The sequence below is a fragment of the Marinomonas sp. TI.3.20 genome (assembly GCF_038155025.1).
Taxonomy (GTDB): domain Bacteria; phylum Pseudomonadota; class Gammaproteobacteria; order Pseudomonadales; family Marinomonadaceae; genus Marinomonas; species Marinomonas flavescens.
This window is the reverse complement of sequence record NZ_JBAKAS010000033.1, coordinates 1-23,354: the sequence shown is the minus strand read 5'-3', so window position 1 is coordinate 23,354 and position 23,354 is coordinate 1. Positions and strand designations below refer to the sequence as shown.

General features: G+C 43.4%; 22 protein-coding genes and 2 pseudogenes. 14 read left to right on the top strand and 10 right to left on the bottom strand.

Going from position 1 to position 23,354, the window contains the following annotated elements; all coding sequences use genetic code 11:
* Nucleotides 1-102 precede the first annotated feature (102 nt).
* The 6 genes from V6259_RS18845 to brnA all read left to right on the top strand — a co-directional run bounded on the left by V6259_RS18845 (nucleotide 103) and on the right by brnA (nucleotide 3,219).
* Nucleotides 103-519 (top strand): hypothetical protein, encoded by a 417-nt coding sequence (locus tag V6259_RS18845; RefSeq protein WP_341585843.1) that lies wholly within the window; start codon nucleotides 103-105, stop codon nucleotides 517-519.
* A 38-nt stretch (nucleotides 520-557) separates the two neighbouring features.
* Nucleotides 558-1,424 (top strand): transposase, encoded by an 867-nt coding sequence (locus tag V6259_RS18840; protein WP_341585842.1) that lies wholly within the window; start codon nucleotides 558-560, stop codon nucleotides 1,422-1,424.
* Nucleotides 1,425-1,640: 216 nt separating this feature from the next.
* On the top strand, nucleotides 1,641-1,958 hold the full coding sequence (locus V6259_RS18835) for a DUF1330 domain-containing protein (protein ID WP_341585841.1): 318 nt from the start codon (nucleotides 1,641-1,643) through the stop codon (nucleotides 1,956-1,958).
* Nucleotides 1,959-2,209: 251 nt separating this feature from the next.
* Nucleotides 2,210-2,611: a hypothetical protein gene (locus tag V6259_RS18830; RefSeq protein WP_341585840.1), complete on the top strand. Its 402-nt coding sequence runs from the start codon at nucleotides 2,210-2,212 to the stop codon at nucleotides 2,609-2,611.
* A gap of 172 nt (nucleotides 2,612-2,783) precedes the next feature.
* Nucleotides 2,784-2,984, top strand: coding sequence for a BrnT family toxin (locus V6259_RS18825; RefSeq protein WP_341585839.1), 201 nt, complete (start codon nucleotides 2,784-2,786; stop codon nucleotides 2,982-2,984).
* Complete coding sequence (gene brnA / locus V6259_RS18820; RefSeq protein ID WP_341585838.1) at nucleotides 2,974-3,219, top strand: type II toxin-antitoxin system BrnA family antitoxin; 246 nt, start codon at nucleotides 2,974-2,976, stop codon at nucleotides 3,217-3,219. Before V6259_RS18825 ends, brnA begins: the two co-directional genes overlap by 11 nt.
* 316 nt (nucleotides 3,220-3,535) lie before the next feature.
* Here brnA and V6259_RS18815 read toward each other — a convergent pair whose 3' ends face one another.
* From V6259_RS18815 to V6259_RS18805, 3 genes are read right to left on the bottom strand one after another with little or no spacing between them, the layout of a single operon-like run.
* Complete coding sequence (locus V6259_RS18815) at nucleotides 3,536-4,339, bottom strand: ABC transporter ATP-binding protein (RefSeq protein WP_341585837.1); 804 nt, start codon at nucleotides 4,337-4,339, stop codon at nucleotides 3,536-3,538.
* The gene (locus tag V6259_RS18810) at nucleotides 4,336-5,238 is read right to left on the bottom strand and encodes an ABC transporter permease (protein WP_341585836.1); all 903 of its coding nucleotides are present in this window, start codon (nucleotides 5,236-5,238) and stop codon (nucleotides 4,336-4,338) included. Before V6259_RS18810 ends, V6259_RS18815 begins: the two co-directional genes overlap by 4 nt.
* 12 nt (nucleotides 5,239-5,250) lie before the next feature.
* A complete protein-coding gene (locus V6259_RS18805) occupies nucleotides 5,251-6,210 on the bottom strand; it encodes an ABC transporter substrate-binding protein (RefSeq protein ID WP_133010596.1) in 960 nt (319 codons plus the stop codon).
* Between the two features lie 251 nt (nucleotides 6,211-6,461).
* On the opposite strand from V6259_RS18805, the pseudogene V6259_RS18800 reads away from it, so the two are divergent.
* Nucleotides 6,462-7,450, top strand: a pseudogene (locus tag V6259_RS18800) (IS5 family transposase).
* A 297-nt stretch (nucleotides 7,451-7,747) separates the two neighbouring features.
* Here V6259_RS18800 and V6259_RS18795 read toward each other — a convergent pair.
* The 3 genes from V6259_RS18795 to V6259_RS18785 form a co-directional block, all read right to left on the bottom strand.
* On the bottom strand, nucleotides 7,748-8,317 hold the full coding sequence (locus tag V6259_RS18795; RefSeq protein WP_341585835.1) for an NAD(P)H-dependent oxidoreductase: 570 nt from the start codon (nucleotides 8,315-8,317) through the stop codon (nucleotides 7,748-7,750).
* A 78-nt stretch (nucleotides 8,318-8,395) separates the two neighbouring features.
* Nucleotides 8,396-9,211 (bottom strand): helix-turn-helix domain-containing protein, encoded by an 816-nt coding sequence (locus tag V6259_RS18790; protein WP_341585834.1) that lies wholly within the window; start codon nucleotides 9,209-9,211, stop codon nucleotides 8,396-8,398.
* A gap of 361 nt (nucleotides 9,212-9,572) precedes the next feature.
* The gene (locus V6259_RS18785) at nucleotides 9,573-9,845 is read right to left on the bottom strand and encodes a hypothetical protein (protein WP_341585833.1); all 273 of its coding nucleotides are present in this window, start codon (nucleotides 9,843-9,845) and stop codon (nucleotides 9,573-9,575) included.
* A gap of 219 nt (nucleotides 9,846-10,064) precedes the next feature.
* Between V6259_RS18785 and V6259_RS18780 the strand changes: the two are divergent.
* Nucleotides 10,065-10,271 (top strand): annotated as a pseudogene (locus V6259_RS18780) (IS5/IS1182 family transposase); the annotation flags it as partial.
* A gap of 409 nt (nucleotides 10,272-10,680) precedes the next feature.
* Here V6259_RS18780 and V6259_RS18775 read toward each other — a convergent pair.
* Nucleotides 10,681-11,550 carry a mechanosensitive ion channel family protein gene (locus V6259_RS18775; protein WP_341585832.1) on the bottom strand — a complete coding sequence of 290 codons (870 nt, stop codon included), beginning with the start codon at nucleotides 11,548-11,550 and terminating at the stop codon, nucleotides 10,681-10,683.
* Between the two features lie 164 nt (nucleotides 11,551-11,714).
* Nucleotides 11,715-13,190 (bottom strand): RimK family protein, encoded by a 1,476-nt coding sequence (locus V6259_RS18770; protein ID WP_133010598.1) that lies wholly within the window; start codon nucleotides 13,188-13,190, stop codon nucleotides 11,715-11,717.
* Nucleotides 13,191-13,450: 260 nt separating this feature from the next.
* Between V6259_RS18770 and V6259_RS18765 the strand changes: the two genes are divergently transcribed.
* The 4 genes from V6259_RS18765 to V6259_RS18750 all read left to right on the top strand — a co-directional run bounded on the left by V6259_RS18765 (nucleotide 13,451) and on the right by V6259_RS18750 (nucleotide 17,260).
* Nucleotides 13,451-14,590 (top strand): GNAT family N-acetyltransferase/peptidase C39 family protein, encoded by a 1,140-nt coding sequence (locus tag V6259_RS18765; RefSeq protein WP_341585831.1) that lies wholly within the window; start codon nucleotides 13,451-13,453, stop codon nucleotides 14,588-14,590.
* A gap of 94 nt (nucleotides 14,591-14,684) precedes the next feature.
* On the top strand, nucleotides 14,685-15,728 hold the full coding sequence (locus V6259_RS18760; RefSeq protein ID WP_341585830.1) for a threonine aldolase family protein: 1,044 nt from the start codon (nucleotides 14,685-14,687) through the stop codon (nucleotides 15,726-15,728).
* 129 nt (nucleotides 15,729-15,857) lie between these two features.
* Nucleotides 15,858-16,796, top strand: coding sequence for an SPFH domain-containing protein (locus V6259_RS18755; protein WP_341585829.1), 939 nt, complete (start codon nucleotides 15,858-15,860; stop codon nucleotides 16,794-16,796).
* A 2-nt stretch (nucleotides 16,797-16,798) separates the two neighbouring features.
* A complete protein-coding gene (locus tag V6259_RS18750; RefSeq protein WP_341585828.1) occupies nucleotides 16,799-17,260 on the top strand; it encodes an NfeD family protein in 462 nt (153 codons plus the stop codon).
* 74 nt (nucleotides 17,261-17,334) lie between these two features.
* Here V6259_RS18750 and V6259_RS18745 read toward each other — a convergent pair whose 3' ends face one another.
* Both V6259_RS18745 and V6259_RS18740 read right to left on the bottom strand, forming a co-directional pair.
* Nucleotides 17,335-18,189, bottom strand: coding sequence for a universal stress protein (locus V6259_RS18745; protein WP_341585827.1), 855 nt, complete (start codon nucleotides 18,187-18,189; stop codon nucleotides 17,335-17,337).
* Between the two features lie 19 nt (nucleotides 18,190-18,208).
* Nucleotides 18,209-19,699, bottom strand: a complete 1,491-nt coding sequence (locus tag V6259_RS18740; RefSeq protein WP_133010604.1) for a SulP family inorganic anion transporter — start codon at nucleotides 19,697-19,699, stop codon at nucleotides 18,209-18,211.
* A gap of 472 nt (nucleotides 19,700-20,171) precedes the next feature.
* On the opposite strand from V6259_RS18740, the gene V6259_RS18735 reads away from it, so the two are divergent.
* Together V6259_RS18735 and V6259_RS18730 are read left to right on the top strand one after the other, a co-directional pair.
* A complete protein-coding gene (locus tag V6259_RS18735; protein WP_341585826.1) occupies nucleotides 20,172-20,939 on the top strand; it encodes an undecaprenyl-diphosphate phosphatase in 768 nt (255 codons plus the stop codon).
* A gap of 138 nt (nucleotides 20,940-21,077) precedes the next feature.
* Nucleotides 21,078-23,354 (top strand): retention module-containing protein (locus tag V6259_RS18730; protein WP_341585825.1); only part of this gene is annotated, 2,277 nt, incomplete at its 3' end.

Here is a 23,354-nt window from a genome sequence, read left to right as displayed (position 1 = left end):
CCACAAATGAGGGTCACATTAAGTTGATCAGAAGCCGTAAACATGAGTCTTTTATTCCAATTTAAAAAATGAAAGACTTTATGGTTTTTGGAAGAGACTGCTATGTGGGGTTTAGCCGACGCTCACTGTGAAACCAATATTACTTTTATGAGTTTGTCTGGTGATGCGCAGCCTCATTACACGTCTATCGCGCATTTTGTTACCAATATGAAAGACCAAATCGAACCGCTGTTTACCCAAGTATTGATGATATGTGATCGAGAAGGGTTGATAGGACGAAACATGTTTGCTATCGACGGTTGTTGCTCTTGTTTTAAGGGACTCGTTCAAACGCGAGTAAAGAATGGAGTGGTACGTTTGAAGAGCTTGAGCGAAAACAAGCCAAGTTACGCCGAGCCAGTCAACGCATACTTGAACGCCATCAATCACAAGACAGTTTGGGTGAAGATGAAATCACTCATGATTTTAAGCAAAAAGAAAAACTTGATAAAAGTGCAGAAAAAATCACGCAGTACCTAGCGACACATCAAGAAAAAACAGGCAGTAAAGGTAAGCCTGTGAAAAGTAATATCACCGATCCTGACAGTGCAAAAATGACCACCAGTAAAGGTACGATCCAAGGCTACAACGGCATTGCGATTAACGATGACAAAAACCAAATAATACTGCAAGCCCAAACATGGGGTTCAGTTGGTGAGCAGCAAACCTTAGAACCAGCGGTTACCCAACTAAAGCAACAACTTGATAAGCTCACCACAGAAAAACAACCAACCGAACACACAATAAAATTCACTGCAGACAGTGGCTTTAACAGTGAAGCTAATTTGGAATTCATGGCACAGAGTGGATTCGATAGTTATATTGCTGACAATCAATTTAGAAAGCGTAATCCGCTGTTTAAAGAGAGTGAGACCTATGAGACAGAGCAAGAAAAACGACGCTTAAAACGGAGTAAAGACAGACCAAGGTTATTCACCTCAACTGATTTTCATTATGATGAAACAACACAAACGTGTCATTGCCCAGCAGGTAATGAAATGTGGCGAAGTGGGATAAATGTAAATAGTCACAAGCAACAATACACTCGATTCTGTGGTTACTTAAAAGACTGTAAGATATGCCCTCTACAACAGCAATGCATGCGTAAACCACCGAAGGATAGAGGAAGGCAAGTCCAATTTAAACACGATGAATCACGGAAAAAACTAAGCTATGGCGACAAAATGAAAGTTAAGATAGATAGTCCAATAGGACGGCGACAATACAGTAAAAGGCTAGGCGCCATCGAACCAGTGTTTGGTAACATTACTGTTAATAAAGGCATGAATAAATTTACTTTACGCGGCCAAGAAAAAGTGAACACCCAATGGCAAATGTATTGCCTCGTTCATAACATCGAAAAGCTTAGGAACAGCCTTCATTAAGCAAAAAGTAAGCCTCTCACACCATTTAGCTAACCACAGCTCACCCCTAAGTACACACTTCCTTTACGGCTCGATATCAGCAATCTATGATTGAAAATCGAATGGCCTATTGAATCCTAGGCGTATGTGAAATATTGTGGTTTTATATTAATTAAATAGGCTGAGAATGAGAAATTCTACAGCCTCGTTAGGCATCTTTAACATGGAGATATTTTCTTGAAAGGATATTTAATTTTAGATTTCACCATTATTAACTTACCCGAGTTTATGGAGTACGTTGAAAAAATACCTGCATACCTTGATAAGCACTCTGGTCGCTATTTAGTGGAAGGTGTTACACCTGAAATATTGGAAGGTGATTGGGAGCCAAAAACAATTGTGGTTCTGGAATTCGAAACACAAGAGTATGCAAATGGTTTTCTCTCTGACCCAGAAGTAAAGCAGCTATTTACTATTCGCCACAAGAATACAAAGAGTAACCTCATTAAAGTTAGTGGTGGGTCGTGGAGAGATGAGTTACCTCCAAATGCCTAACAAGTGACTCAAACATCGTTCCGGCCAAAAAACGGCCTCCACTGGACGCGCTAACGCGCGCCGTTTAGCCAAGCGTTGAGGCTGTAGAATTACTCTTTATTTAGAAAAATAGCCTTTTTTATGGGGTCGAAATGCACTACCTAGTAAGCTAAAAGCGCTTAGGGTGGAGCTCAGAGACTCGTTTTTTTAATTGAATTTGGCTGTTGGAGTAATTCTACAGCCTAGTTAGACTCAATTCAAAAGGAGAAAATATGAAAATTTTAATTTACATTGCAGCCCTAGTGATCTCGACTTCTACCTACGCTGAATCGTCGATTACCAGTCGAAAAGTAGAGTGTGAGGGGAGCACTGTGATCGAAGTTGATGGGCACATCGGTGCACAAACACCATTTCGCGCCGTCTTTAGCATTGAGGGCGATGTGGTAAATATGGTCGAAGGAGATGTCTCGCGTTTTTCTAAGAGCTATAAGGCAAATGAAGAGATTACTAAACCAGATCGTCCAGGCTATCATTCTGAAAACGGTAATCTCTTTTTTTACAAGACTTCTGGCCGATTTGAGATATTTAAACTTAAGGTTGTTTCGTCTGGGCTTAAAACTGAAAAAACATCTGGCCAATGTAAGAAATTCACTCCGAGTAACGCATTTCAGTAGAATTTTTGTGGTGTGTATAGCTTACATAGTAAATCCAAATTAATGCGAGCATTAGAGCCTAACAAAACCATTAAATTTGCTCCCTTCGGTCGCCGGACGCTCACGAGCTCGCGGTGTTGAGGCTGTAGGATTACTCTTTATTTAGAAACATAGCCTTTTTTATGGGGTCGAAATGCATTACCCAGTACCTGAAAAGCGCTTAGGGTTGAGCTCAGAGACTCATTTTTTGATTGAATTTGGCTGTTGGAGTAATTCTACAACCTCGATTGATAACAAACACTGGACAGTAGTCATAACCTATAGAGGTAAAAGCATTCGAATTATTTCTGTTCGACGCGCTAGAAAATCAGAGGAGGCAATATATGAAAGCTAAAGATTTCGAAAGTAAATTCGAAGAAGGTGAAGAAATCCTTCAACATCTAGATATAGCAAAAGCCAAGCGCCCTATGCAAAAGCAGAAGCGAATTAACGTCGACATCCCTGAATGGATGATTGATTCTCTAGACAAAGAAGCAGGTCGTGTCGGTGTTACCCGTCAATCTATAATAAAGGTTTGGTTAGCAGAGAGATTAGAACAGTCGCCGTCGTTTGAACGTACAAGCAGCTAACAACTCAGTAAACTCACTTACTGCGTTCGCTAGGACGCATAAACGCGCGGCGGCTTCGCCATTGTGCCCCGACATATTTCTGATCTCTTCTATACCAACATATCCCTTCCCTTTCAGCAGGGTAGGTGTGCCAAACCATTGTTTCTTCTTGGTTTTAACGGTGCCTGTCCTGTTAACAGCTCGGCTGTTATTGTTCTAAAAGACGATCAAGTTGGTGTTTGAAAAAAGCATAAAAAAAGCCCCCATTTAGTGAATCGATATCATTAAGTGGGGGCTTGTGTGACTTATTTCTTTTAAAGAGAATAAGAAGCGGGTTCTATTCTCCTAGCAACAACTTATCGTCGTCTAACTCTTCGCCATCATTACGGGCTTGAGCAAACAATTGCAGAAGATCTTTCACTTCATACCCGGCGCGCTGATCGCCAGATAAATCAAAAATAATCTTCCCTTCATGGAGCATGATGGTTCTAGAGCCATGATCCAGCGCTTGTCGCATGGAGTGTGTCACCATCATCACAGTTAGCTGTTTCTCTTCGATGATTTGCGATGAGATATCCATAATCAGCGCCGCTGTTTTTGGGTCTAGCGCCGCAGTGTGCTCATCCAATAAGAGAATGCTGCTAGGCTGTAACGCCGACATCAGCAAACTAACAGATTGCCTTTGTCCACCTGATAACAAGCCCATTTCAGCGCTAAGGCGGTCTTCAAGGCCAAGGTTAAGGCGGCTTAACTGTTCCTTGAAAATTTTTCGCAGATTGTCATTTAAGGCAAAAGAGAGATTGCTTCTTTTGCCACGACCATAGGCGAGTGCCATGTTCTCTTCTACTGTTAAGTTGCTACAGGTTCCAGCTAGCGGATCTTGAAACACCCGAGCGATGTCTTTAGTGCGTCCAGTTGCTGGAAGATTTGTGACGTCTCGATCAGCAAATAAAATCTTCCCCTTTGTCGATTCGATATCACCGGCAATGGTGTTGAGTAAGGTCGATTTACCCGCGCCATTGGAACCGATCACTGTGACAAACTCACCACTTGGGATGGTTAAATCCACACCGCGTAGCGCGAGTTTTTCAGTTGGTAGGCCGTGGTTAAAAGTGACGTGTAGATTTTCACAACGAATCATACTCTTTCTCCCTTCGCTTTCTTGGCCTTCCATTCACGACGTAATTTTGGAAACACCAGCGCTAACGCGACTAGGACGGCGGTAAGCAAATTAAGATCAGATGCTTGGAAACCAAGGAAGTCTGCATTGAGCGCCATAGAGACGGCGACTCGATACAAGATAGAGCCGATAATGCAGCTCATCACAATGACGAGAATAGAACGCGTTGAGAACAACGATTCACCAATAATGACCGCAGCCAAGCCAACGACAATCGTACCGATACCCATGGTGGAATCAGCAAACCCGTTCGTCTGTGCAAACAAGGCACCCGCCAAGCCGACTAGACCATTAGACAATGCTAAACCTACGTAGACTTTCTCATTCACCACAATGCCGTTCGCTTGCGCCATGCGTTTGTTAGAGCCGACCGCACGCATCGCAAGACCGTATTGTGTGTTTAAGAACCAAGCAACCAACAACCCACCAATGACGGCACAAAAGGCCACAAATATGACCTTCATATACATCGCCGGAATGCCGAGCGCCTCAAAAGGCGTCAACATAGTCGGTTCCATAATCAGGGCAACATTGGGCTTGCCCATCACCCGAAGGTTGATGGTGTAAAGGGCGGTCATGGTTAAAATACTGGCTAACAGATGCAATATATTAAATCGCAAGTTCAGCCAAGCGGTGACAATCCCCGCACAGGCGGCGGCTAACGTACCGAGCAACGTCGCTAAGTAAGGGTTGTAACCAAGCACGATCAAGGTAGCGGTAACCGCAGCACCAAGGGTGAAGCTGCCGTCTACTGTTAAGTCAGGAAAATCTAATATTCGGAAGGTAAGATAGACTCCCATGGCAACCAAGCCATAAATGAAACCTATCTCTAGCGTTCCTAAAAAAGCATAAAGTGACAAAGTATATCCTTATTATTCGATTATCTTAGTCGCTCGCGCGAGCACAGCTTTAGGAACACTCACACCCATGAGTTTGGCCATTTTTGGGTTTACAAACAAGTTGGTCCCTTTTGCCATTTTCACATCAATGTCACCGGCTTTTTCACCCTTAAGAATGCGCACAACGATTTCACCTGTTTGGCGTCCAAGGTCAAAGTAATCGTAGCCAACTGCAGCAACAGCACCACGGGCAACCGTATCTGTATCACCAGCAAATACTGGAATTTGTGCGTCGATACCGACTTTCACAACGGATTCTACAGCACTGATAATGGTGTTATCGATAGGCGTATAAATCGCATCGACTTTACCAACCAATTGCTTAGTGGCAATCATAACGTCGGATGTTCTAGGCGCCGGTGCTTCAACGATTTTAATGCCCATTTCAGCCGCGACTTTTTTCGCTTGTACTAACATAGAAACAGAATTCGCTTCACCTGGATTATAAGGAATACCGATTGTTTTTAAATTCGGCAAAAACTCTTTAATTAATGAGAAATGCTCTTTGATGTTCGCCATGTCAGATAGACCAGTGACATTGCCACCCGGTTTTTTAAGACTAGGTACTAATCGGGCCCCAACTGGGTCGGTCACAGCAGAAAATACAATTGGAATGGAGTCGCTGGCCGTCACGGCCGCTTGTGCTGAAGGTGTGGCGATAGCAACGATGACGTCTGGCTGCTCACCAACCATCTTACGAGCGATCTGCGCAGCAATGTCTGTTTTTCCCTGAGCGCTTTCGTAAGTGAATTTTAGTTTGTCGCCCTTGTAACCATTTTCATTTAGGGTCGCTTTAATACCATCACGAACCGCATCCAGAGCAGGGTGCTCAACAATGGCTGTTGTCGCTACGTAAACTGGATCAGCTTGTGCAATGCCACCGACGATTGCGCTTGCGACAATCGCACTTTTAAAAATAGAACTGATTTTCATAGTAAATCCTTTGTAGTGAATATGTACGGAATGATACTTTCAATGAATTATTCTGTAAAAATATCACAGCATAGAGGCGAAAAACTAGATGAATTATCAGACTGTTGGTAGATCAACACTTGAATAGTAAGAAATAGGTAAAATAAAGAGCGAAAACAAGCTTATAAAGTCGAAAAATACCCCCCATGTTAGGGAAGATGTGAATAAGTCCCGTGCATGAGACAGTTCATTTTTAACCTTCGAGCCTGGCCATGTCACATCAACTCACTTTTGCCGACAGCGAATTCAACAACAAACGTCGTAAAACACGTAAAGAGATTTTCTTGGCTCGAATGGATGTACTGATGCCGTGGAATCAGCCTGAAACAGTTATTGAGCCCTTCTATCCAAAGGCTGGAAAAGGAAGAAGACCGTACCCGCTGTCTACGATGTTTCGCATTCACTGCATGCAGCATTGGTACAACATGAGCGACCCTGCTATGGAAGACGCGCTTTATGAAATCACGTCCATGCGTTTGTTTGCTGGATTGTCGCTGGACAGCGCTATCCCGGACCACACAACCATCATGAATTTTAGGCACTTACTGGAAAAGCATAAGCTCTCCCGTCAGCTGTTCAAAGAGGTCAATAAGTGGTTGTCTAGCGCTGGGATTTATCTAAAAGAAGGCACAATTGTCGACGCCACTATTATTGAAGCGGCTAGCTCGACTAAAAATAAAGCGAAAGCACGCGATCCAGAGATGCACCAGACTCAAAAAGGGAAACAATGGTTTTTTGGGCTAAAAGCTCACATTGGCGTTGACGCCAGAACAGGACTAACACACAGCTTAAGTACGACAGCGGCCAACGTACACGACATCACAGAAACAGAAAATCTGCTTCATGGTGAAGAATGCTTTATCTCAGCGGATTCAGGTTATCGAGGCGCTCAAAAACGAGAAGAGCTAAAAGACATCAAAGCGGATTGGTTGATTGCTGCTACTTATAAAAGGAAAGACCAAGCAAGGTGCGCCTTCTCAAGAAACATCCAAGAATCAATAAGCAACCTATCTAAACGGGATACATAAAAGCCAGTATCAGGGCAAAAGTAGAGCACCCGTTTCGGATCATAAAGCGTCAGTTCGGTTTTAGGAAGGTCGTCTATCGCGGCTTAGAGAAAAATGATAACAAACTGGCGATGCTGTTTGCATTAGCCAATGTGTTCAGGATTGACCAGATGATACGAGCGGCAAAGGGTTAATCCGTTCAAAATCCACTAAACAAGGCTAAATAAGCTTGTTTAGTGGTGAAAAAGCATCAAAATAGTCGCATTCTGTGTTTTTTGATCGAATGAAAGAAGCTTAGCCTATTGCGGCTTCTTAATCGCAGTTTCCCTAGAAATTCACCGTTTAAAATTGTTAGATACACTTTATTTTTATAAAAATATTTCGCATGACTACGGAGTCAGTGGGTATTTCTTAACAAGCGGTGAGGTAAGTTTTTTAACGCCCCACCACTTCATATTTTCAACTCGATAAAAGGTAAATAACATTATAAATCAATGTGTTGCTATTATTTTATCTTCCCACAGGTTAATCATTTCTTTAGTTGCTTTATCAGCGTTTTCAAAATATAGATGCTGTTTGACATTTAAACCACAATAGTTAAAAATTCCACAGTCAGATGTAAGAGATAAAGCTTTATTCATCCCAATAACTTCATATTCAGTATGTGATTTTCCGTGTGTATTTATAATAGAGCATTGCTTACCGTTCAATAAACCTTTTTGAACTCCTTGCTCATAACAATAAGCAAACCCATAGCTAAACACTCTATCAATATACCCTTTGAATATTGCAGGAGGGCCAGTCCACCAGATTGGATAAATGAATATAATTCTATCAGCCCATAAAATATGCTCTTGCTCTTGTTTTATTTTATTTGATACCGTTCCTTCACGTTGTTTTTTGATATCTTCCTCAGAGAGTACAGGGTTAAAATCTATTTTATATAAATCTCTAACCCGCACTTCATTGCCATTCAAATTAAGGTGTTTGATTAACGTGTTTTTTAAGTGATGGTTTAAACTATTTTGAATGGGATGAGCTAGAATTATTAAATTTTTCATTATTTTACTTCCTATTTTCCAATGAAGAGTAGGAAGGATAAATCGTTAATATGCGGAATGATTGTAAGAAAACGAAAACTAATTGTTAGGGTTGCAAATCTCATTTTGTAGTTGAATGTATTGTGTTGGAGTTAGATTTAAATAATTTTTAAAATCATGTATAAGGTGGCTTTGGTCGTAATATCCACATTTAATGATGATGTCAAACCAGTCAACTTTAGCATTTATCATTATGCTATTTTGAATGAGCGTTATTGCTTTTTTAAAGCGAACATATCGTGAATTTTCTTTCACTGAGAACCCAAAGTGTTTTCTGTGGTGCATTTGTATTGTACGTTCAGTTTTATTTTGTTGTTTTGCGATTAGTTTTACTTTGTCGAATGTCCTTTCAGTATTTTCCAATAAGAGTTTTGACAATAGCGTGCGTGCTTTCAAATAGGGCCTACAGAATGCAAAAATAGAGTCTAATCGTTCTGTTGTCGTTGTTTGTTTTTTTAGATCACACCATAAAACATTGAAGCAATTATCATTAATATTTTCAGTCGTTGAAATTAATGAACTAGTGTCCAGCGTTAAGCCAAAAAAACGATAGAATGCATCATCTTTAAAAGTAATGACTAATATTTCTGAGTTAACAGGTAAGTGGTATTTAAAGGCCTTTTTAATAGGGCCAAAAAAAAGAAATTTGTCTACAACTACTCTTGTTTCTTTATCTATTTCGAATAAAATGCTTTCACCAAAATTTAAAATAAGCATGGTTTGGAATGAAGGTAATAAAGTCTTTGTAACTATATTACATGTATTATTGGCGGCATAGTAGCAGTGCGAAAATACATCTTCAAATTCATCCGAAATGCTAATATGGTCACTGATATAATTTAAATGGTTTATCATATAAGTTATTTACTCTTTAAGATCAAGCGTATAGTTTTTGGTCTTTAATCACCAAGACTTACAAGTACACTTACTCTAATAACCTTGTTATGAAAAATAAAAGTAATTAAAGCCGCTAAAGAGCCAATAGTGACAGCCACTGATGGTATGTAATACGAAGCAAAAAATGAAATTAGACCCAAAAAGTAACACAGTAAATTGTTTATTTTAGTTACACTTCGTAACGATACACCTAGCATAGTGACTGCAATGAGACGAGTATTGATCCAATCATTTTTCAAAGTAACTCCTGCATAAAGTTTAACTAGACCTCCAGCGTAACTAATAGACGTGTATTGTGGCTGTACATAACCCGACACACTCATAAAGTGAATACTTGTTTCGTAAGCCTTGCAATACGTCTGCTACTAATTAAGCCATGAGCATAACCGAGTAATATAATCTTCAACATCCCTGACGGCGGATAGGTCACAGCGCCTGTCTTGTCATACCATGCATAAGACCCAGACAAATCAAGCTTGTTTTCGACGATATAATAAAGTGCATATTCAAAAGTGCCGAGCTGAATTTGTTCTGAAAAATTGACTGAAATAAACTTATTTTGGCAGGATAAATCAGGTTTGTAATTGGCCATGAGATATTATCTCTAGCAAAATAATATCTATTAGATCACAGCGAATATGTGGCTTCAAGGTTAAAAAATAAACAATCAGTGAAAAGTTAAAAAGAACATGAAATGTCATTTCAGGGAGAAATTCTACAGCCTCAACGCCGCAATAAACGGCGAGCGTTAGGGAAGATGTGAGCAAGTCCACCTCATGAGACAATTCACCTTTAATCTTCAAGCCTGACCATGTTACATCAACTCACTTTTGCCGACAGCGAATTCAACAACAAACGTAGTAAAACACGTAAAGAGATTTTCTGGACTTGAATGGATGTACTGATGTCGTGGAAGCAGCTTGAAGCGGCGATAGAAGTCTTCTATCCAAAAGCTGCAAAAGGAAGAAGACCGTACCCGCTGTCTACGATGTTTCGCATTCACTGTATGCAGCATTGGTAGACCAGCATTTATTTTTAAAACATCTGAGTTGAACTTTCACTTTCTAAATGAACCGACCTGCCTAGAAGCCTGCTCCGTATTTTGCCTCTCATGGAATGAAAAGGATACAACACTACGAAAGTAACGATGATACTGATAATGACTTATCATATTACCTTAGAGAGTATTATCGGCTTGTTTCATTAAGCTTTACAAAGAAAAAGCAAAAAAAGTTTGGTTTAAACCAAAACCCTGAAAATCGATTTAGGCTTAATATAGTAGGCCTATACTATTTATGGTTAAAATTGATTAAGTATGATGGCGAATTAATGTTTGATACAATACCCAAGATAGACATTTATAAAAGCTATAAATAGAAGGTTTTTCCTGTTTTTTGTTTGAGTTACCCCCACCTTTTTAAACACGACTATACGTTACCTCTAACGAGCTTTAAGCTGCCGTCTATATGAATGTCTCTTTGTGGGTAAGCGATGACGATGTTGTTTTCAGCGAAGAGTTCGTCGAGTCGAAAGCGTATGTTGCTTTTCGCGACGCGTAATCCGCCTTCCACGTTGGATTGTATCCAGAAGTTCACGTCAAAGATGAGGGCGTTGTCGCCAAAGTCTTCAAAGATGACTTGTACTTTGGGGTCGGTGAGCACGCTTTCTTGTTCTTCGGCGGCTTGTCGCATGAGTTCGGCGACTTTCTTTGCTGGTGAACCGTAGGCAACGCCGATTCTCACTGAGGTTCTCATTAATTTGTCGACGAGTGTCCAGTTCACTATGGTGTTTTCTAGGAGCTTGCTGTTTGGAATCAGCATGTGTACGCCGTCTACACGTCGGAATCGAGTCGAGCGTGTGTTAATTTCTTCCACTACGCCTTTGGCGTTTTCTACTTCTAAAAAGTCACCGATGCGGATGGGCTTTTCCCACATCAAAATCCAGCCACTGATGAAGTTATTGATGATGTTCTGTGCGCCAAACCCCACACCAATGGCGATAGCACCGGACAAAAAGGCGAAGGCCGTGACTGGGATGTTGATGATTTCTAACGTGGTAATGGTGATGATGCAAATCGCGATGACATACAGCAAGCGCTGGAGCATGTGGATGATGTTTGGGTCTGTGTGTCGGTTCGTCAGTTTAGACGTGAGTAGGCGAACGAGATATTTGGTAACCCAAAAACCAATAAAGGCGAGAGTAGGAATCAATAGTAAACCGCCGACAGTGACGGCTTGGCCTGAGACAGAAAAGAGGGTGTAGTTTAAAGCACTGTAGAGATGATTTAGGTCTAGCAAAGGCGTGACTCTCTTATTGGAATGGCTAATGTATTAAATACTATTTCTCTGGTGTGTGCCTTATAAATGTGCAAACAGTGTGTTTATCAAAGCAAGAAGAGAAGTGATTATTCGCCTCACCCTAACCCTTCTCTTGAAAAGAAGGGAGGGGATTTAATGGCTGCTTAGTTCGGTGTGTCGCTGCGTTTTAGCTGCATGCGACGCAAAAACTCAGACATGATGTGCATATAGAGTTCGTCACCTAGGTATTTGTCTTCTACACCACGGTCGATGCTCGGGTTGTCGTTGACTTCAATAACGTAACCACGGCCGTTGATCTCTTTTACGTCTACACCATATAAGCCATCGCCAATGGGTTTGGTGGCGGCGATGGCGGCTTGCAGCACACGGCGCGGCACTTCAAATGTTGGCAATGTGTCGAAGCCACCACTTTCGCTGGCGCTGTCACTGTGTTGGTAGATCTGCCAGTGGTTTTTCACCATGTAGTAGCGACAAGCAAAGATAGGTTTGTTGTTTAAGATACCTATGCGCCAGTCGAATTCGGTGTACAAATACTCTTGAACCAACAGCAAGGACGATTTTTTGAACAAGGTGTTTAGGCTTTCAGTCAATGCTGCGCGGTTTTCTGCTTTGATCACGCCTTTGGAAAACGCACCATCGGGGATCTTCACTACCATTGGGTAGCTGATTGCCGCTTCTAAGGCGTCTTCGACGCTTTTTTCACCCTTGTGTACGATGCGTGTTTTTGGACAAGGTACTTTATGCGTGTTGAACAAGTCCGCTAAGTACACCTTATTGGTACAGCGCATGATGGATTGTGGGTCGTCCATCACGACCAAGCCTAAGCCTTCGGCTTTTTTCGCGAAGCGGTAGGTGTGGTGGTCTATGTTGGTGGTTTCACGAATAAATAAGCCGTCGTATTCTGGCAGGCGCAAGATGTCTTTTGGGCCGATGGTGTCCACGTGAATGCCAAGCTGTTTGCCGGCTTGGATAAACTTCTTAATCGCTTGTTCGTCGCTAGGCGGCATGGCTTCTTCTGGGTTAACCAAAATGGCCATGTCGAATTTCGCCGCGCGCTGGATGCGACCCTTGCTCCATACCTTGTTACTGAAGGCTTCTAGAGACTCTGCGAATAACGTTTCTTCTTCGTCATTTAGCTGGCGTTGAGAGGTGGCTTGCAGCGCGGTCACTTGCCATTCTTTGCGGTATTTCAAGGTCACTTCAAGTACAGGGCTTGGAAAGCTTTCGAATAGCTTGCGAGCGAATTCCTTCATTTCTGGCAGAATGGTTTTACCAAACACGCAGTGAAACTTTAGCTCCATTGGGGCGTCTGGCGTCGCCAGTTTTTTGGCAAGCAAAGGCAACCAGTGAGAAATTTCTAGCTCATACAGGTCTTTTTTGCTTAGGTCGTTCAGTACACGTACCGATGGCATAACGTGGTGGCCACGGCTTTCTGCCAACAGAGAGCAATAATATCCGTCAGACAAATATTTGCTGCTTTTACAAAGGTTGATAATGCGCGTGCGTCCTTGGCTTTTGGTGGCCAAGTTTAGGTATTGAGTAAAGGTGATCACACGATCACTGGGTAAAAACGCGGACCAATCTTTGGCCTGATCAACAACAATGTACGTCTGTGACATTGGCTTTGCTTTTCCTTCTTTGAAGAGCCGTAAATACGTGTTTTTAACACGCTGAATTTTTGCGAATAGTGCGCTTGTTTTTATGTTTTAACAATACTCTAAATCGAAAATATAAAATGTTTTTTTGGTGACTATTTGTACTATCTTTTAACTAGGATTCGCCCTAGAATGCGCGAAAATTATCGTCGTCTATTGCTGTGCTTTTCAGCACCTTAATAGTTCGACTTATCAGACCTTTTGCCCTTTTCTGAGGCGATAACATGAACAGCCATACCGCTCCACACTCTTCTTTATCATTCGAGGTTCGTTCGGCTCTGTCGAGCGATGTTACGGCACTATTAGCATTAGAAGCCGCGGCTTTCAGCGGTGACCGTTTGAGTCGTCGTAGTTTTCGTCGTGCGATTACGAGCACAGGCTCTGCTTTGCTGGTGGCGGTAGGTGAACAAGGCCTGATGGGCTACGCTTTGTTACATTTACGTCAGGGTACTCGATTGGCGCGTTTGTACTCGCTAGCCGTGTCGCCTGCCGCGCGCGGTTTAGGGGTGGGTAAAGCCTTGATCGAAGCGGGTGAGAAAAAAGCCATTAAACGGGGTAAGGCGTTGTTGCGTTTAGAAGTGAGCGATGTGAATCTCGCGGCGATCGCGCTGTATCATAAAATGGGCTATCGGGATTTCGGTCATTACGACGCCTATTATGAGGATCAAACGGACGCCATTCGGATGCAAAAAACCTTGCGTCATCATGGTGTTGAACAATCGTCACATCCAGTGCCTTGGCTAGCACAAGGAACGCCATTTACTTGCGGTCCTGCGTCGTTGCAAATGGTGTTGTCTGCGCTACAGAAAGAGTACCAAGCGACGCCAGACGATGAGCTGGAAATTTGGCGCGAAGCGACGACCATATTTATGACTTCAGGGCATGGTGGTTGTCATCCGATGGGGTTGGCATTGGCGGCGCAAAAGCGTGGGTTATCGGCGCAGTTATGGCTCAGTGAAGAAGGGCCTTTATTTGTGGATAGTGTGCGTGATGAACTGAAAAAAGACGTGATTACCCGAGTGCATCAAGGTTTTGCTAAGCAATGCGTGGCGGCGAATATCGCCGTGAATTATCACGTTATGCCGTTAGAGCAGTTGATCGAAGCGTTTGATTCGGGCGCATTGGCATTGATTTTGATCAGCACCTTTCGGATGGACGGTAAAAAAGCCCCCCATTGGGTGGTGATGTCAGGTTATGACGAACATTGTATTTTGGTTCATGACCCAGACTTCGAAGAGAATGACGACACCCAAAGTCCGCTCGATTGCCAGTATTTACCGATCGCACGGGATGTATTCGAAAAAATGTCGCGTTTTGGACAGCGACGCCTACAAGCCACTGTGGTGTTAAGGGCGAAGCGTTAAGAATGACGTATCTGTTTAGACCACTTTATTCGTTTTAGTTAGCAGGCATGGTATTGTTTGTTGATATTAAACGAATTAATTGAGGAGTGGTTCGATGAAGATCGCGTTAACCAGTGACAATATTGCCGGGGCTTCTGAGTCTGTTTTACACGCTATGATGGAAGCATCCAAAGGCGATGCCATGCCGTATGGTAATGACGAGTCGACGGCACAAGTGACGGCCATGTTGTCTGAGCTGTTTGAATGTGAACTGGATGTGTTTTTGGTGTCGACAGGTACCGCGGCCAATGTGTTGAGTGTGAGTGCGATGACGCCGCCTTGGGGCAGTGTTTTGTGTCATACCGAAAGCCATTTATTGAACGACGAAAGCAGTGCGCCTGAGTTTTATACCGGTGGCGCTCGCTTTGTGGGTATCGAGGGTGTTGATGCTAAGATAGACCCTGTCTTGCTGAAGAAAGTCGTTAATCAAAAAGTGGGCGATGTGCATTCTTGCCAACCTTCTGCTGTGAGTATTTCGCAAGTCACAGAAGTGGGCAGTGTGTATTCTTTGGAAGAAATCCGTGAAATTACGAATGTGGCGAAAGCCGCGGCGATTCCTGTGCATATGGATGGCGCGCGCTTTAGCAATGCATTAGTGGCATTGGGCTGCACGCCGGCTGAAATGACCTGGAAAGCGGGCATTGATATCGTCTCTTTCGGCGCGACAAAAAACGGCACTATGGCGTCGGAAGCGATCGTTGTTTTCAATAAAAGCTTGTCGAAAGAATTAGGCTTTCGCCGTAAGCGTGGTGGTCATTTGCATTCTAAAATGCGCTTACTGTCATCGCAGATGATTGCTTATCTAACCGATGATTTATGGCGTAAAAATGCGACCCATGCCAATGCGATGATGGCTCTATTGCAGGATGGTTTGAAAGCGGTGCCAGGGGTTGTTATTAATACGCCAGCGCAGGCCAATATGTTGTTTTGTACTTTGCCTGAAGGCATGGCAGAGCATTTGTTGGCAGATGGCTTTGCTTTTCATGGTGATCGTTGGGAAGAAAGAGTAGTGCGTTTAGTGACTTCTTTTAGAACGCCAGTAGAGGGTATTAACGCGTTTGTCGAAAGTGCGCGACGTTTTGCTGAGTTGTCCTCTTAATAGGTTAGTGGTGACTTTTGATGCTGGAAAGCGCCTACTGTCCGAGTGAATGTATTATTGTCTTTTCTGTGCGCCATGTTTGTTGGCGTGCAGTGACAGTTTTTTTGGATTAATAAAGGGTCTATGACTATGGAAGATTTACTTCACTATGTGTTGAACTTTCAGGTGCTGATACTTGTATTAGCGGTTGTCTTGCTTAAAAACGCAATTAAGTTTGTGCCTCAAAATCAGGCGTATGTGATTGAGCGTTTTGGTAAATATCAGTCCACTAAAGAAGCGGGTTTAAATTTCATTATTCCCTTCATTGACCGGATTTCTGCGGATCGCTCGTTAAAAGAGCAGGCAGTGGATGTTCCTGAGCAAAGCGCAATTACGAAAGACAATATTTCTTTGCATGTGGACGGTATTTTGTATTTCCGTGTGCTTGATGCTTATAAAGCGACTTATGGCGTAGATAACTACGTATTTGCGGTGACTCAGTTGGCGCAAACGACGATGCGTTCTGAACTAGGTAAAATGGAATTGGATAAAACGTTTGAAGAGCGTGACATTCTAAATACCAATATTGTTTTAGCGATTAATGATGCTGCTGGCCCTTGGGGTATTCAGGTGTTGCGTTATGAGATCAAAGACATTGTGCCACCGCAATCTGTAATGGAAGCGATGGAAGCACAAATGAAAGCAGAACGTGTGAAGCGTGCGCAAATTTTGGAGTCTGAAGGGGATCGTCAAGCGGCGATTAACCGTGCAGAAGGCCATCGCGCGGCGGTAGTTCTTGCTGCAGAAGCGGATAAACAAGAGCAAGTGTTGCGTGCGGAAGGTGAGGCCAAAGCGATTGTCGCGGTTGCATCTGCTCAGGCTGAGGCGTTGCGTCAAGTGGGTGAAGCGGCATCGACTGAAGAAGGGCAAAAAGCCATTCAGTTGGATCTAGCAACGAAAGCCATTGAAGCGAAACGTGCCATTGCGAAAGAGTCTTCGGTTGTCTTGTTACCAGATGGTGCTACAGATGCTTCTGCGGTTGTTGCGCAAGCGATGACGATTATCCAGAAAATGACGAAAGGGAGCTAAATATGGATTTCTTTACCAATAATCTGGCCGAAAGCTTATTCGTTATTGGTTTGATCCTATTGGTCATTGAAGTGGCTGTATTAGGCTTCTCTACTTTTGTGCTGTTTTTTGTCGGCTTGGCTGCGATGGTGACGGGGGCTTTGCTCTATGTTGGTATTTTGCCGGATAGCGGTTTGGGCTCGATGTTTAGTACTGGTATCTTAACGCTTATTTTTGCGGGTGTGTTGTGGGGGCCTTTAAAACGCATGCAGTCGAATGTGAATCCTAAGAAAGCGCAAGGGGATTTGGTTGGCCATGAGTTTGTTTTAAAAGAGTCTGTGTCACCAGAGCTTTCTCCTAACTATCATTATTCCGGTGTGAATTGGTCTTTGATCAGCGAAGAGTTGATTGAAGCTGGAACACGGGTTGAGGTGACAGAAGCAGAAGTTGGCGCTTTTCATATTAAAGCGACTCGTTCGGATTAACCTCTGAGATTAGAAACATAACTTGTAAAAAGGGCTTCCGATGGAAGCCCTTTTTTTGTGTTTTATAATTCGATTTAACGAAGAATTAACAGTGGGATCGTACTTTCAACAATCATTTTAGAGGTGTTACTTCCTACAAAGAATTGTTTTACTTTTGAGTGAGCATAAGCACCCATAACCATGAGTTCGATGTGATTCTCTTGGCGGTATTGGGTTAAAACAGGATAAATATCACCCGCAATTAGGGCGTCTGTTACTTTAAAGCCTTCTTGTTCTAAGAGTGCTTTAGCGTTTTCAAATTTTGCTCGTCTTGCTTTTGTATCTTCCCCTGCCATGACTAGGTGGCAGGTTAAGCCTTTTAGTAATGGACTTTTTATAATGCGGGCAATGGCGTTGTCGGATGTTTCGCGGCCATCGTAAGCGATCATAAAGTTGGTTGGTGCTTTGAATTCGCCAACGGTAATCAATATTGGATTGTGAAGTGCTCTGGCCGCGCGTTCAATATGTGAACCCATGGTGTTGGCATTCATATCATTGTTATTGCCACAGCGGCCTAGAATAACCGCTCGAGTGCTGTCTTCAAGGTCCGTCAGTGTTTCAATAAGATCACCGTGACGCTGCAGAAGAGAGATGTTTTTCGCACCGGCGGCTTCAGCGTGTTTTTGAGCATCATTTAGTATGGCTTTACCGTGTTCAAGAGAAAGTTTAGCGCGTTTCTCATCGAGCTCTGTAAGCTCACCAAGTAGATGTTCTCTGCTGCCAAAACCAATAGAGCCGGATAAGTCATTTTTATTGGTTGTTACCGCGGCCTTTTCAAGTGAGTGCAAGAGCGTCAGAGGGACTTCCATTTTAATGGATGCCCATACGGAAGCGTCTGTCACGTACTCAGATAAAGAGGAGTCATCGATACACGCAATTACGTTTGTCATTATTATTCTCCTGTTTGCCTTAATGGCCACTTAATAATTTATCAGCTTCTTCAGGTTTATCATGAACGCCGAATTTATCCACGACAGTGGCGCTGGCTTCGTTCATTCCTACGACATCAACTTGCGCGCCTTCACGACGAAATTTGATCACTACTGTGTCGAGTGCAGAGACAGCGGTAATGTCCCAGAAGTGCGCAGCGGATAAATCGATAGTCACTTTGTCGAGGGCTTCTTTAAAATCGAACGCTTTATTGAATTGATCAGAAGAGGCAAAGAATACCTGGCCAACAACTTTGTAAGTTCGATGAGCATCGTCTTCGTTTTTGCTGCTGGAAATAGACATAAATCGGCCTACTTTATTAGCAAAGAAAAGTGATGCGAGTAGTACGCCAACCAAGACGCCAATAGATAAGTTGTCAGTGGCAACCACCACGGCAACCGTGACTACCATGACGATGTTGGTCGAAAGCGGATGTTTCTTTAGGTTGATGATAGAATCCCAAGAGAAAGTTCCGATGGATACCATGATCATTACGGCAACTAGAGCTGCCATAGGAATTTGACCAATCCATTTGCCTAAGAAAACCACCATGATCAGCAGAAAGAAGCCGGCAATAAACGTGGATAGTCGACCACGGCCACCGGATTTTACGTTGATAACAGTTTGGCCAATCATACCGCAACCGGCCATGCCGCCAATGAAGCCAGTGAAAATGTTTGCCACACCTTGGCCTTTACACTCACGGTTTTTATCGCTGGTGGTGTCGGTTAATTCGTCGACAATCGTGGCGGTCATCATTGACTCAAGCAGACCGACAACCGCTAAGCTTAGGGAGTAAGGTAAGATGATCAAGAATGTATCTAGGTTTAATGGGATGTCAGGAAGCAAGAAGACAGGTAAGGAATCGGGTAATGCCCCCATGTCGCTGACGGTGTGAATGTTAAGGCCGTTCATCATTGAGAAAATGGTCAAAACAACAATGCAGACCAGTGGAGATGGTAGGTTTTTACCCAGTACTGGTACGTATGGAAAGAGATAAATAATGCCTAATCCCGCCGCTGTCATGGCGTAAACAACCCAGGTGACATTGGTCAGTTCTGGTAGTTGCGCCATGAAAATCAAAATCGCTAAGGCGTTAACAAAGCCAGTAACAACAGACTTTGAGACAAAGCGCATCAAGTTGCCGAGTTTTAAATACCCTGACACAATTTGAAACAGTCCGGCCAAAATAGTGGCTGCCAGCATGTATTGCAGGCCGTGATCTTTAATCAGATCCATCATTACCAATGCCATGGCGCCGGTGGCTGCAGAGATCATCGCAGGGCGTCCGCCAAAAATAGAGATGACGACAGCAATACAGAAAGAGGCGTAAAGGCCTACTTTAGGGTCAACGCCAGCAATAATAGAGAAAGCTATGGCTTCAGGGATAAGGGCAAGCGCGACAACCGTGCCTGACAGGGTGTCGCCTTTTATGTTTGAGAACCAGTCTCGTTTTATTGATTCGATCATTTTTTACCTTTTATATCGCTATTTTTACGTGCCATGCTTTGTTTTTCTAGGCTTTGCTTTTAGGGCTGACCCTAGTTTCAAACGGAGCGTTTTACATTTAATAAAGCATGGTTGGGTATGTATCGTCATAAGGCTATGACGTTTGCATGCTGCCATCGGCGCGCATGCGATAGGAAGGTACTTTAAGCGACACAATCAGGGTGTGTTGCGTTGCGCCACGCCGTGTTTTACAGCGAAAGTTAAAAAGTGGCGAAATTATAAAGTTTTAGTCTGGTTATGACAACTAAGGAGGCTGCTTTCTTTTGGTCGCTAATACAGATGGTTTGATAAGCTATTAAAAGGAAGAGGGTGGTGTTTTTATGCAAGGCTGTCATTTTTTCATTTTTCTTTTATGAGTTTTTATTTATAGTTCTGCGGTTAATTATTTATTCGTAGTGTTTTTCTATCATTTTTTAGTAGTAAGTGGCCGATTATGGATGTTGTACAGAGTTTGATTTTAGGGATTATTGAAGGTGTTACTGAGTTTCTTCCTATTTCTTCAACAGGTCATTTAATTGTTGCTAGTCAGTGGCTAGGGTTAGAACAAACAGATGGGAATAAGGCGTATGAAGTGATTATTCAGTTGGCGGCTATCTTAGCTGTTGTTGCTAACTATAAAGAAAGGTTCACTTTTAAGCATACTCGTCTGTGGTTAAAAATAGCGTTGTCATTTATTCCTGTTGGCATCGTAGGGCTTCTGTTTCATCATCAGATTAAGGCGATTTTTTCTGTTCCCGTTGTTGCTGTTATGTTTATTGTTGGTGGGGTGGTGTTTCTAATTACAGAAAGAGTAATTAAAAACAAAGTGCCATTGGTAGAAAACTTAGATGATGTTACCTATAAACAAGCCTTTTTAATCGGTGTGGCGCAAGTTTTTGCTTTGATTCCAGGAACCAGCCGAGCGGGGTCGACTATTGTTGGGGCGTTGTTTGTCGGATTGAGCCGTAAAGCGAGTGCAGAGTTTTCGTTTCTATTGGCTTTGCCTGTCATGGTTGCCGCATCGGGTCTTGATTTGATTAATCACTATAAGTCGTTTAGTGGTGAGAATCTGGTGGTCTTATTGGTTGGTTTTGTGGTCGCCTTTGTTAGCGCTTACATTGTGATGAAGCTGTTTATGGCTTTCCTTCAGAAATTTACCTTTGTGGCATTTGGTTGGTATCGAATAATTTTTGGTGTTTTGCTTTTATTCTTTTTTATCTGATGTAACGAACTGTTGTTGTTTGTCACTAATTTGTTTCAAAAGGCCGCTACTGTACCGAAGTACAGTAGCGGCCTTCTTGTTTCTTGCTTAGTATGTTGGTAATAGAAATTTTATACGTCTTATTTAGGGAATCTTACAATGAGCGACAGTCAAACATCTTTTGCAACTCTTGGTTCACCAATCGGAACTATCATACAGATCTCAGGATCCGTCTTAGTTAAATCAATTGACGGCAACGAGCGCGTAGTCAAGCTAGGCGACTCTGTGTTTTATGGCGAAACGGTGGTGACTGGTTCTGCTGGCAGTGTAACGATTCAATTTGTTGATGGCTCTAATGTGGTCATTGGTGGCGATTCAGTTGTCAGCCTTGATGACGAAGTGTATACGCCTGCAGACGTTGGCGATCTAGCCGAAGACTCAGTCACCGATGTAGAGGCATTACAACAAGCCATCGCTGACGGTGCCGATCCTACCTTAATTCAAGATGCTCCAGCCGCGGGTGATGATGCTAATGCAATTGGCGAGCAACAGCGTGTTGATGTGAATGTTGACCGAAACCAAGAAGGTGCACTTCCTAGTTATGGTTTTGATACAGACCACAGTGTAGCGCTACCAAGTTTTGGCTATGACACTAATAATAGATTTTCTTCTTTTTTATCAAGAGAAGAAACCAGCTCAGTTTCAACGAGAGATCAAGATATCTCTGCAGACACTGACAGTAATTTAAGTATTTCTCTTAATCAAACAGTAAACAAAATAGGATCTGGCGGCGTTGCTGTTAATTTAGGTGGTGTTGATGCTGATGCGACACAAGTTTCTGTTGCTTTCAGTGACGGAACTACATCCGTCACTGCGAATGCCGTTAAAAACAGCGCTGGAAATTGGGTAGTTCCAGAGACTGATATTAGTGCATTAAAAGATGGTTCAATTGTTGTAACGGCAACGGTTACGGATAGCACTGGGAATACAGCTGCAGCAGTAACCAATCTCGATTTAGACACCAGTGCCGACTCTGATGACACGGCATTGTCTGTTAGCGTCGCTAATTCCGATACGATTGTTGGTGCTGCTGAAGCGGGATCTGTAAGCGTCACTTTAGATGGTGTCGACAGCGATGCAGAAACCGTGACCGTCACTTTCAGTGATGGCGATGACAGCACTGAAGATGTGGTCGTTGAAGCGACCCAAAACGATGATGGTACTTGGTCTGTTGCGGACGCCGACCTTTCTACTTTGAACGACGGCAATGTGACAGTAACTGCCACCGTTACCGACGATGCGGGCAATACGTCTACTACGACCGATACCCTAGATTTAGACACTAGTGCCGACTCTGATAACACGGCATTGTCTGTTAGCGTCGCTAATTCCGATACGATTGTTGGTGCTGCTGAAGCGGGATCTGTAAGCGTCACTTTAGATGGTGTCGACAGCGATGCAGAAACCGTGACCGTCACTTTCAGTGATGGCGATGACAGCACTGAAGATGTAGTCGTTGAAGCGACCCAAAACGATGATGGTACTTGGTCTGTTGCAGACGCGGATCTTTCTACTTTGATCGACGGCAATGTGACAGTAACCGCCACCGTTACCGATGATGCGGGCAATACGTCTACTACGACCGATACCCTAGATTTAGACACCAGTGCCGACTCTGATAACACGGCATTGTCTGTTAGCGTCGCTAATTCCGATACGATTGTTGGTGCTGCTGAAGCGGGATCTGTAAGCGTCACTTTAGATGGTGTCGACAGCGATGCAGAAACAGTGACCGTCACTTTCAGTGATGGCGATGACAGCACTGAAGATGTGGTCGTTGAAGCGACCCAAAACGATGATGGTACTTGGTCTGTTGCGGACGCCGACCTTTCTACTTTGAACGACGGCAATGTGACAGTAACTGCCACCGTTACCGACGATGCGGGTAATACCTCTACTACGACCGATACCCTAGATTTAGATACAAGTGCCGACTCTGATGACAACTTCGCCGTGACAGTTAAGGGCACTGATGAAGTGACCAACGCAGACGAAGCGGGCACGGTGAGTGTGACCTTGAGTGGCGTAGATGCGGACACCGAGACGGTGAAAGTAACGTTCAGCGATGGCACCAACAACGTGGTTGTGGATGCGACACAAACTGACGGCGTCTGGAGTGTGGCGGATGTGGATCTAAGTGATCTGACCGACGGCACGATTACCGTCAGCGCCGTAGCAACTGATGATGCGGGCAACAGGTCAACTAAAACGGATACGTTAGATTTAGACACGAGTGCGGACACCGACAGCAACTTCAGCGTGACCGTGGCGACAAGCGACGAGATCACCAACGCGGGTGAAGCGGACTCTGTTAGCGTGACCTTGGGTGGCGTGGACGCGGATGCACAAACCGTGAAAGTGACGTTCAGTGATGGC